This window comes from Bifidobacterium myosotis, from assembly GCF_002259745.1.
In the GTDB taxonomy this organism is placed as follows: Bacteria; Actinomycetota; Actinomycetes; order Actinomycetales; family Bifidobacteriaceae; genus Bifidobacterium; species Bifidobacterium myosotis.
Map to the genome: position 1 here is coordinate 1 of NZ_MWWW01000057.1, position 1,763 is coordinate 1,763.

The 1,763-nt window shown below is 61.1% G+C and carries 2 rRNA genes; both read right to left on the reverse strand.

Annotation, left to right across the window (positions count from 1 at the left end):
* A 23S ribosomal RNA gene (locus BMYO_RS11350) occupies positions 1–843 on the reverse strand; the annotation flags it as partial.
* A gap of 465 nt (positions 844–1,308) precedes the next feature.
* Positions 1,309–1,763: ribosomal RNA gene (locus BMYO_RS11355) — 16S ribosomal RNA — on the reverse strand; the annotation flags it as partial.

Here is a 1,763-nt window from a genome sequence, read left to right on the forward strand (position 1 = left end):
CCCAGCCCCAAGTCATCCCCCCGGTTTTCAACCCCGGTGGGTCCGGTCCTCCACACGGTCTTACCCGCGCTTCAACCTGCTCAGGGCTAGATCATCCCGCTTCGGGTCCAGGACACGCGGCTCAAACGCCTTTTAAGACTCGCCTTCGCTACGCATACGCCACACGGCTTATACTCGCCACGCACCACTGACTCGCAGACTCATTTTTCGATAGGCACGCCGTCACCCCCCCAAGGAGGCTCCGACGGTTCGTAGGCGCACGGTTTCAGGGACTGTTTCACTCCCCTCCCGGGGTGCTTTTCACCTTTCCCTCACGGTACTAGTTCACTATCGGTCAGACAGGAATACTTCGGCCTGCCCCACGGTCGGGGCGGATTCACACGGGGTTCCACGGGACCCGCGCTACTCGGGAGACATGATCGGCGGGACATGCGCCTACGGGTACGGGGCCCTCACCCTCTACGGCCCGGTATTCAACCCGGTTCCCCTCGCACACGCCTTTATCACCACCGGCCGGCCCGTCGGAGCCGGCACACACGATCCCAACAACACCCCACACGCAACCCCCGACGGGTATCACACGCATGAGGTTTAGCCTGATCCGCTTTCGCTCGCCACTACTCACGGAGTATCCTCTCCTGCAGGTACTGAGATGTTTCACTTCCCTGCGTACCCCCCGCGCCGAAGCACGGTACCGGCCCATTACTGCCGGTGGGTTGCCCCATTCGGAAACCCTCGGATCAAAGCCCACTCGGCGGCTCCCCGAGGCCTATCGCGGCCCGTCGCGTCCTTCATCGGTCCTGCCTGCCAAGGCATCCACCATACGCCCTTCAAGACAACACACAACACACGGTTATGCGAAGCCCGAAAACACTGCACTGGACTCCCAGACAACAAATCAACACATCAAAATGATCACAAAACGATCGAAACGAACACAACCAAAACAATAGTTAATGAGTTCGAATCGAAATCGACAGCAAACACCACCCGCCGAACGGATGGCGTCTGCTCGCGTCCACTCTCCAGTTCTCAAACCACCACGCACACCCATGACGCACGCCAAACCCCCAACCAAGGAGGACCGGCATGACGCAAGGGGCGCCGCACGGACCGCACCAGAACACACGTCCTGGGGTGGCGGTCCGGGAGCCCAAAAGCGCATCCGCACCACTCCGGACCCACCGCACGACCGGCAGGCCAAAGCCAACGACATCCTCCACACCAGCACACCCGAACAGGCACCGGGGACATCCCGGCCGTCGGGCACACACCATCCGGCGAACGCCGGACTGAAAATCTCCGTAGAAAGGAGGTGATCCAGCCGCACCTTCCGGTACGGCTACCTTGTTACGACTTAGTCCCAATCACGAGTCTCACCTTAGACGGCTCCCCCCTCCGAAAAGGTTAGGCCACCGGCTTCGGGTGCTACCCACTTTCATGACTTGACGGGCGGTGTGTACAAGGCCCGGGAACGCATTCACCGCGGCGTTGCTGATCCGCGATTACTAGCGACTCCGCCTTCACGGAGCCGGGTTGCAGGCTCCGATCCGAACTGAGACCGGTTTTCAGGGATCCGCTCCAACTCACATTGTCGCATCCCGTTGTACCGGCCATTGTAGCATGCGTGAAGCCCTGGACGTAAGGGGCATGATGATCTGACGTCATCCCCACCTTCCTCCGAGTTGACCCCGGCGGTCCCTTGTGAGTTCCCGGCCGAACCGCTGGCAACACAAGGCGAGGGGTGCGCTCGTTGCGGGACT